General features: G+C 72.1%; 8 protein-coding genes. 4 read left to right on the forward strand and 4 right to left on the reverse strand.

The annotated features are described in order from the left end of the window. From GUY61_RS30235 to eccB, 4 genes are all read right to left on the reverse strand, one after another. Positions 1-1,195: hypothetical protein (locus tag GUY61_RS30235; RefSeq protein WP_166633434.1), on the reverse strand; the 1,195-nt coding region annotated here is incomplete at its 3' end. Next, positions 1,192-1,656 (reverse strand): hypothetical protein, encoded by a 465-nt coding sequence (locus GUY61_RS30240; protein WP_313896942.1) that lies wholly within the window; start codon positions 1,654-1,656, stop codon positions 1,192-1,194. The genes GUY61_RS30235 and GUY61_RS30240, both read right to left, overlap by 4 nt. Positions 1,657-1,812: 156 nt before the next feature. Then, positions 1,813-3,072 (reverse strand): type VII secretion-associated serine protease mycosin, encoded by a 1,260-nt coding sequence (mycP, locus tag GUY61_RS30245; protein WP_166633435.1) that lies wholly within the window; start codon positions 3,070-3,072, stop codon positions 1,813-1,815. Between the two features lie 13 nt (positions 3,073-3,085). Then, a complete protein-coding gene (gene eccB, locus GUY61_RS30250; RefSeq protein WP_166633436.1) occupies positions 3,086-4,606 on the reverse strand; it encodes a type VII secretion protein EccB in 1,521 nt (506 codons plus the stop codon). A 185-nt stretch (positions 4,607-4,791) separates the two neighbouring features. Here eccB and eccE point away from each other — a divergent pair, with 185 nt between their 5' ends. From eccE to GUY61_RS30270, 4 genes are all read left to right on the forward strand, one after another. Next, the gene (gene eccE, locus GUY61_RS30255) at positions 4,792-6,159 is read left to right on the forward strand and encodes a type VII secretion protein EccE (protein WP_208106653.1); all 1,368 of its coding nucleotides are present in this window, start codon (positions 4,792-4,794) and stop codon (positions 6,157-6,159) included. Next, positions 6,156-6,866 carry a hypothetical protein gene (locus GUY61_RS30260; protein WP_166633437.1) on the forward strand — a complete coding sequence of 237 codons (711 nt, stop codon included), beginning with the start codon at positions 6,156-6,158 and terminating at the stop codon, positions 6,864-6,866. The genes eccE and GUY61_RS30260 overlap by 4 nt, the downstream gene beginning before the upstream one ends. Before the next feature lie 178 nt (positions 6,867-7,044). Next, on the forward strand, positions 7,045-7,278 hold the full coding sequence (locus tag GUY61_RS30265; protein ID WP_166633438.1) for a DUF397 domain-containing protein: 234 nt from the start codon (positions 7,045-7,047) through the stop codon (positions 7,276-7,278). 783 nt (positions 7,279-8,061) lie between these two features. Then, positions 8,062-8,931, forward strand: an 870-nt coding sequence (locus tag GUY61_RS30270; RefSeq protein WP_313896943.1) for an SCO5717 family growth-regulating ATPase, incomplete at its 3' end; no start/stop codon positions are given.

Genomic DNA, 8,931 nt, shown 5'->3' on the forward strand with positions numbered 1-8,931 from the left:
GCCCCGGCCGCCCCACGTTTCCGGCGTTTCGACCGACGGGTCCCTGACTGCTGCCTGCCGGTGTCGCCTGCGCCCCGAGACGGCTCTGCCCGGGACCACCCGAAATGCTGCCGGGGCGTCCCGTGGCCGCTGGCCCTTGTCCCGTCCCTTTCGGGAAGCCAGACGCATGTGTCGGCCCAGACGTACGCCTGGGAGGAACAGCAAAGCCACCCCCCAGGGGAAGGGATGGGCTGTTTGACGAGCTCGGTCCGCCAGCAGTGGACGGACCGGGCGGCTGCGCGGCCGGAGGTGCAGGAGCCTGGGGCGTCACCACGCTGTCGAGCTCCATCGACGGGTCACGCTCCGGAAGTGGCGGAACAGCGCCGCGTCGTTCTTGGAGTGCAGCATCGCTGTTACCTTCGGGCGTGGCCCGTTCGCTTACAGCCTCCGGTCCGCTGACGACCCGCTGCCGAGGTGTAGGGGTACCTTCATCCGACGTGCCGGATTCATACCACCGCGTCGGCTGCGGCTTGGGGATCTTCGCGTTCAGCACCTTCGTGAACCTCGGTGCCTCCTGCGCGGCCAGGGTCTGTTCCGAGACCGCGTAGAAGGAGGCCAGGCGGTTCATCTGGTTGATGGCCTCCTGGCGGTCCTGTTCCGCCTTGAGGGCTGCCTTGTACTCCGGGTTGGTGTCGACGCGTTCCGGGAGGGGGATGTCGTCGACCTTCTTCGGGACGGCGCGGTTGTCGCGTGGAGGGCTGGAGCTCTTGACAGAGGCCAGGCCCGTCGCGGCGACGGAGATCTGCGTGCCGGCGGTGTCGGCGAAGTCGCCGATGCTGTGGGCGTGCTTGACCAGGGCAGTACCCCAGTCGCGGAAGCTGTCTCCGCCGACACCCTTCCAGTCGACGCTGCCGATGTAGTCGCCGAGTTCGTCGGCGGCGGTCCTGATCGCGTCGCGGGCGGCCCAGAGAGCATCCCCCGCGGCTTCGAGGTCCCTGGGGTCGGACTTCTCGATCAGGTCCAGCATGGCGTTGAGTTCGTAGTCCTCGAAACTGGTCCTGCCGAAGACACCGTTGCCTCCCCCGCCGAACACGTTCTGGAGGGCCGAAGTCACCTTCTCGACGGTGTCGACGCCCACCACCTGCTGGCGCACGCGGTTCTCGTCCAGCGCGTGCTGTTCCTTGGGCGTCAGTTCCTGCCGCTTGTCATCGCTCATCGCTTCTCGTCCCGGCCGTAGGAAGCGGACTTGTCATCGTTCGTGCGGTGCTCGGACTCCTTCGCCCTGGACGCGTCCTCGACGAGGTCAGCCCTGATCTCGTGGAAGCGCCGCCGCAGTTCGTCCTCGACGTTGTCGTAGCCGACGGCAGAGCCGTAGACCGCGATGCGGAGGTACTCGATCTGGTCGCGGAGGGTGGCGGAGAGGCTGACGAGGGACTCGTGGACGCGGTTGTACTGGGCGTAGAGGCCGTCGGCCTCCGCGAAGGGGGCGTTGGGGCCGCTGAAGGAGGACCGGGGGACCGTCTGCGCGGCCACCTTCGTGCGGGACGCCGCGGACGACTCGAGGTCCGCGAGCAGTTTGTCGACGCGTTCCTGGAACTTCTCCAGGGCGCCGACCCCGCGCTCGAGGTCAGTCCCTCCCCCGGAGCCTGTTCCACCCGTCTCATCAGGCACGGCCACAGCACTCACTCTCCCCCGTTTGCTGCAACATTCAACTTTGCGATCGCGGTGACGCGAACACCACCTACCGCACACTCATCACTGTATCCAGTGCCTATGACAGACCCAACTGGCCCTCACCTCAAGTCGTTTCCCTCGCGCGTTCTTCACTTCTTCTTACGTTTCGAAACGCCCGCGCAGCTCATTCGCGCCGGCACGCCCGACCCTCCGCCGGGCGTCACGCGTGGCCACCGCGCCGCCCGCGATGGCCGCGACCAGGACCGCGCTGCCGATCAGGGTGTAGGTGGCCAGGCGGATCGCCCGCTCCTGTGCCGACTCGCCCAGGTGGATCTCGGCCGGTGTCGGGGCCTTCACCTCGGTCAGGCCGTCGTCGGCGACGGGTTCGTCGATCGGCTGCTCGTCCTCCGTCAGGGCGCGCAGCGGATCCACGACGCCCCAGCCGACGAGGCGGTCGCGGCCGGCGATGGAGCGTTCGGCGGTCTGCTGGATCTGCGCGACGATCTGCGCGGGGGTCCACTCGGGGTGCTTGGCCTTGATGAGGGCGGCGACTCCGGCGACGTACGGGGCGGAGAAGCTGGTGCCGCTGTCCGCGCAGTGGCCGCCGCCCGGGACGGTGGTGACCATGTCGACGCCGGGAGCGGCGATCCCCACGAATTCCCCCGACTGGGAGAAGGGCGCGCGCTCGTTATTGCGGTCGGAGGCGCCGACTGCCAGGACGCCGTCGTAGGAGGCCGGGTAGGTCCGCTTCGCGTTGCCGTCGAGACCGTCGTTGCCGGAGGAGGCGACGACGACGACTCCCTTGGCGAGGGCGTTGCCGACCGCCCGCTCGAGTTCGGGGCCCGGGTCGGAGGCGTCGGCCGTGTCCTGGGAGATGTTGATGATGTCGGCGCGGGCCTCGCCGGCCGCGTAGTCGATGGCTCTGGCGAGACTCCTGGCGGTGCCGTGGCCCTCGGTGTCGTTCTGCTGAACGGGGATGAGGGTCGCCTCCGGGGCGAGACCGACGAAGCCGGTCCCCTCCAGGGGCCGGGCGGCGATGATGCCCGCGACCTTGGTGCCGTGGCCCGCGACGTCGGTGGTGCCGTTCTCCTTGCCCCGCTCGACGCGGTCGCCGTTGTCGTCCTTGAGGTTCCTCGGCAGGAAGTTGCGGCCGCTTCTGACGTCGACGGCCCGGGTGAGCTGCGGGTTCCTCACATCGATGCCGGTGTCGATGACCGCGACCCTGACCCCCTTGCCGGTGGACTCCTCCCACAGCGCGTCGAGGAGGACGCGCTGGAGCGCCCAGGGACGGCCCTCGTAGACGTTCTTGGACGGATAGGTGCAGGAGGCCGTGTCGGCCGCCGCGGGCACCACGGGAACCGCGGCCAGGGCAAGGGCGGTTGCCGCCGCTGCCCGCCACACTCGGGAGTACGTCGTCATCGCCGGGCCCCCGTCACGAGCCCTGCGGCTGCCGCGCCGCGGCGGTCGCAAGCCGGGGGCCGGTCGGAAGGAGCGAGGACCACTCCTGCGGGACGGGTGCCGGATCGACGTTCTCGTAGCCGAGCCGGGTCTGCGCCTGCTGCGCCTCCAGACGGCGCTCCTGCTTCTCCTTCTCGGAGCCCGGCTCTCCGATGCCCGCGTCCTCCGTCGCGCTGTCCCCGTTGGACTGCATGGCGTAGCGCAGCCCGGTGTCCGTGACGAGGAACAGGAAACCGGTCTTGGTGTCGGAGCCCTGGAACTGCCGGAACAGCTGGCCGGAGCCGGGGGTGACGTATCCGCTGCTGGCTCCGGTCGCCAGGGCGGCGGGGAACTCCGTGCCCGCCCAGGTGCTGAGGGTGGTGGAGCCGTCGCCGTCGACTTCGCGCAGGACGTTGCAGACCGTGTTGCGGCCGTCCTCCGCCGTGCTCGCGGAGTTGACGGGCTTCGTGAACCGCTGCGGCCATTTCCTGTCCTGGCCGAACGGCGCTCCCGGCCGGATGGCTGCGGGGCTGACCCTGCTCGCCTCGCCGTTCTGCCCCAGTGGCCGCAACTGCTCGCTGCCGAGGAGCAGTTGTGCGGTGAAGTCGGAGACGGGGGCGACGCGGCCCGGCAGGACCACGTAGTGCTTGGTCTCGGTGCCCGCGGTGGACTTCAGCACCGTACCCACCCTGTTGCGCGCGGGTTCGAGTTCGCCGGGGGCCTGGGCGTCGGCGCCGATCGTGCCGCTGATGGCGGGGAAGCCGATGGCCTCGCCCCGGTGGAGCGTGGCCAGCCAGGAGGCGGAGACCCGCTGCGGCCGGCGGTCGGCGACCAGGATGCGCAGCAGCAGTTCGTCGGCGGGCACGGGGTAGGCGGTGCCGGCGGCGTCGACCAGGTAGAGCTTGTTGCCCGGCCCCTGGACGTAGAGCAGTTCGCCGCCGGTGAGCCGCTCGTCGCCCTCGGTGTTGGCCGTCTCGCGCCCGGCAAAGACGAACGCCGCCCGCTGGAGGGACTTGCCGCCCTCGTCGGGGCGTTCGCAGACGGCCCAGCGCTTCGCGGCACCGGCCTCCTCCTCGGAGGGCAGCCGGTCGGGGGCGTAGGGGATGCCGATGGTCGCGCCGCGCGGGATCCTTCCGCTGTCCAGCACGGACTCGTCCACGTTGACGACCTTGCCCTTGCCCGCGTCGACCAGGAGCTTGGCGGAGGCCATGTTGAGGACGGGGTGCAACTGCTTCTTGCCGTCGGTCGTCAGCACCACGTACCGCGTGGTGGAATCGCTGGCGATGATGACGTTCTCGCCCACGGCGTCCCAGTTCTTGGGTGCGACCGGCTTGAACATCCCCCATGCGCCGAAGACGGCGAGAATCACCACACCGGCGATCGCGCCCGGCATCACCGCGCGCAGCGGGCGGGGTGCTCCCTCCTCGCTGCCCGTCGGGCTCGGCTGCAGGAACTGCGCGACAAGTCTCCGCTTCGCGAAGGTGTAGGCGTTGAGTTCGTCCCGCCGTGATGCCATCTGTCCGGTGTCCTTCTCCCCGCTGGGCGACCGGGGTCACGTGCGCGTTCGCACCACCCCGCTGTCATACCGGCCCCCTACTATGCCCGTTGGGGCTCGCCGGGGGCTGCTCAGGTAGGGTGAGCGGCCGGTCGAAACGCCTGTGGAGAAGTGGCCATTGCGGACATGAGGGGGGCAATGCGGCGATGAGTACGTCGACGCCCGAGCGGACCACACCGAGCGCGGCCCGGATTCCCGCCTCTTCCCGACGGCAACGCGGCAACAGGTCCGCACGGGGCGGCGGTTCGGGGGAAACAGGCACGGCGTCGCGGATTCCCTCGAGCACTGTCCTGCGGCCGCTGTCCCGGACGCGCCGCGTCGGGCCCATCCGGCTGCGGCAGTTGGTGCTCGTCGAGGTCGCGCTCGCCGTGGCGGCCGTGGGCGCGGTGCTGGGCGGCGCCTGGCCGGCGCCCGCCGTCGCGGTTGCCTGCGCGCTGGTCCTGCCGACGCTCGTGCGGCGCCGCGGACAGGCCCTGTCCGACTGGCTGGTCACCGCTCTCGCCGCCCGTACGCGCCTTCGCCGCGCGGGCGGCCGCCCGCCCGTGGCGGACGGCTTGGATCCGCAGCTCGCGCCACTGGTGGAGTGCGTGCCCACGCTGCGCCCGGTCACCTTCACCACCAAGGACCGGCGCACGGTGGGGATGATCGGTGACGGCACCTTCCTGACGGCGGTGGTGCGGGTCGAGGCGAGCGGCGAGGCGCTGCGCCCCGCGTTCGGCGCGCGTTCGCTCCCGCTGAGCCTGCTCGGTGACGCTCTGGAGGTCGACGACATCGTCCTCGCGTCGGCACAGCTCCTCCAGCAGGTGCGGCCGGCGCCCGCGCCGCACCTGCCGCAGCAGTCGGTGGCCCGGCTCTCGTACGGCCCTCTGCAGGAGCAGACGGGCGCTCCCGCCCTCCGCATGACGTGGGTGGCCCTGCGGCTCGATCCGGAGCTGTGTCCGGATGCCGTCGCCGCGCGGGGCGGTGGCCAGGAGGGTGCCCAGCGGTGCCTGGTGCGCGTCGCGGACCATGTGGCGAGCCGGGTCGCCGGGGCCGGGTTCCGGGCCGTGGTGCTGGACCAGGAGGAGCTCAACTCGGCACTGGCGACGTCCGCCTGCGCCAATCCGATGATGTCCGCGCGCGCGGGCCGCTCCGATTCGGCGCCGGCACAGTGGCGTACGGAGGAGACGTCCCGGGTGTGGCGGTGCGACGACCGCTGGCACACGACGTACGCGGTGGGGCGCTGGCCCGAGCTGGGGCGTGCCGCGACTCCGCTGCCCAAGCTCGTGGCGCTGCTGACCTCGGTCCCGGCGTATGCCACGACCCTCAGTCTGACCGTGCGGCCGAGCACCCGCCGGGGGGCTGTCGAGGTGGGCGGGCACATCCGTGTCACGGGTGGCACGGACACCGAACTCGTCGGCGTGCGGCGGGTGCTGGAGCAGACCGCGCGGTTCGCGAAGGTCGGTCTCGTCCGGCTGGACCGCGAGCAGCTGCCGGGAGCGCTTGCCACGCTGCCGCTGGGAGGTGTGCGATGACCCTGGGTGCCGGATCGGTCCGGGCACTGACCGGACCGCGCCACGCCGGTCACACGACGTCGCTGGACGACCTGGGGGCGCTGTCCCTGCCGGTCGGCGACGACGGTGTGGTGATCGGCGAGGACTCGGAGGGCCGCGCGCAGATCGCGGGCTTCCATCGCCCGGTGCCGTACGAGGTGCTGCTGATCGGCGGACTGTGGACGGCCCAGGTGCTGGCGCTCCGTGCGGCCGCCACGGGCGCGCGGGTAGCGGTCGAGACGGCGCGCGCGCCGCTGTGGACGGGGCTGGCACGGGCGGCCGGCGCGGGTCTGGAGTGCCTCACTCTGCACGAGGTGGGCCGGGTTCCGCCCATGGGCGCGACGGTGAGCGGCCCCGTGCTGGTGATCCGGGACTGCGGCATGCGGCCGCCCCGCGGGCGTGTGGTGTCCTCGCCGTGGCAGTCGGTGCTCACGCTCCTGCCGTACATGAGCCCTGTGGCACCGCGCCTGATGCGGAACTCCGCGCTGGTGGGGGTACAGCGGGTCTCGCCCGAGGAGGCGGGCCAGATCGGCCGGATCCTGGGGCTGACGCGCGGCGAGGTCGATGTGCTGCCGACACTCGCGGACGGCGTCACGCTGTGGTCCGCGGGCGGTGAGCGGCAGTGGGTGCTCACCCGCCCCACGGACGCCGAGACCGGTCTGCTGGGTGTCGCCCGCCGGATGGACTGACGGGGACGGCCCGGGGCGCCGGCGGCGCCCCGTGGAGCGCGAGGTGCCCCGGGTGGGTTCCCGGGCGCGTACCGGGTGTGCGCGGCGCACGTCCCCCTTTCGTGGACATGTCCTCGCCGGGGGCCCGTACGGAGCACCATGGTGTCCGGCACCGCGATCGATCGGAAAGGAACGCGGCATGGGAACGCAGCAGGAGAAGGACGAGCTCTACGCTCTCGACATCTCCGACGTGGAGTGGGTGGGCGCACCGCGCGAGGACGAGGACGAGGAGCGCGTGGAGATCGCCCATCTGCCGGGAGGCGCCGTCGCGATGCGGTCGTCGAAGGACCCGGAGACGGTCCTGCGCTACACGGAGGCGGAGTGGCGGGCGTTCGTCCTGGGGGCGCGGGACGGGGAGTTCGACCTCAAGTAGCCGCGTGTCCGGGGGCGGCGGGCCGGGGCGTCACCGGGATTTCGGCCGGCCCCGTCGGTCGGCCCGCCGCCGGACGGACGGCGGTGGGCAGGCCGCAAGTGACAGGTTCGCTGACAGTACGTCAGGCACACGCATCAGGCGGGGATACTTCCGCACGGGCCGCGAGCGGCGGTCTGTGACCGTTGCGCGGGAGTGCGCGATGGTTCGGCCGCCGAAGACACCGAAGGCGAAAGCGCCTCCCGGGAGCGCGACTTCGTGACGGCACCAGGGCGGTGGCCTCCGGTGCCGTGGGGGTGGATTCCGTCGCACCGGGATGCCGGATGCCATGAGTGCCCGAATCTCCCCATGCGGCCTCAAGTGTGAGCACCGCACCTGGGAATGCCCATGCCCCGGCTGTCGTACCGGGCCCCTACTATGCGTGTTGCCGGGTGGAATGTGTCGTCCGGTACGGCGGACGGCCCCGGGGTGCCGTCTCACTTCGACGCTGCCGTATTTCGCCGCTTTTGAACAGGGTGAGGGGTTGCTGCCCGTGTCTGCGGCGCACTGCGGGCGGTTCGTGAAGGGCGGGGCTGCTGCTCCCCCTACGGGCGGGCCTGCCGGAGTGGCGCTCTTGACGTTTAGGCTGGGACGGGCACGGCAGCAGTACCGGGCGGGCAGGGGCAGAAGTTGCGGCACGCGCGGGGAGGGCGGCCGCGCCATACGGGGGAGAGCCGTGCGGACCTGACGCGGTATCGGTCGGCTCCCGACACGGCATGAGCGTGCTCAACCAAACCAGGAGGCATTGTGAACAGCGATCGGGACGAGATCAGCCGGGGCTGGAGCACTCCCGTCGATGATCAGTCCGACGCCGAGTCCGTCGAGATGACGGGCGAGTTCACCATCGACTACACGCCGCCCGCCTGGTACACGCAGAACGCCTCGGGGGCGTCCGGCACACAGTCCGCCGCGGGCACGCAGGAGAGCGAGGCGGCTCCGGCCGCTCCGACGCCCCCCGCCGCGCCGGCGGCTCCCGCGGTTCCCGGTCCCCCCGCGCCGAACGGCCCGCCGGTCCCCGGGCTGCCCGCGGGCAGCGGCTTCGAGCCCAACTGGGCCCAGCAGCAGGCTCCCCAGCCGCCGGCCGCGCCCGGGGCCTGGCCGGCGACACCTGCGCCGGCTGTTCCCGAGGCCCCGGCCGCGGAGGGCGGCACGGACGCCGCCGGGAACACGGGGGACGTGGACAGCCCCGCGACCATGCGCTTCTCGGCCTCCGCGCTGAAGCGGGAGATCGAGGAGCGGCAGGCCGGCGCGGCGGGCGGCGACGCACCGGAGGCGTCCGGGACGGCGGAGGCCGGGCAGGACGGGCCCTCGGGCGACGCACCCGCCGCGGCCCCGGCTCCGGCTCCCGAACCACAGCCGGAGCCTGGCCCGGCCCCGGCGCTGCCTCCGGCCCTGGCTCCGGCTCCGCAGGCCACGGGCGCGGACGAGGCCGACAACCCCGCCGCCACGTCTCCGGCGTCCCCGGAGTGGCCGGAGTCCCCGGAGCCGGCTGTAGCGGACGCCGGGGACTCCGGCCACTCCGGGGACTCCGAGAGCCATGGGGGCACGGAGAGCCCCGAGGCCGCCGGAGAAACCGCTGCCACCGCGACGGACACGCCGGACTCCGGCTGTCTCTTA

The sequence above is a fragment of the Streptomyces sp. GC420 genome (assembly GCF_009916105.1).
GTDB lineage: Bacteria > Actinomycetota > Actinomycetes > Streptomycetales > Streptomycetaceae > Streptomyces.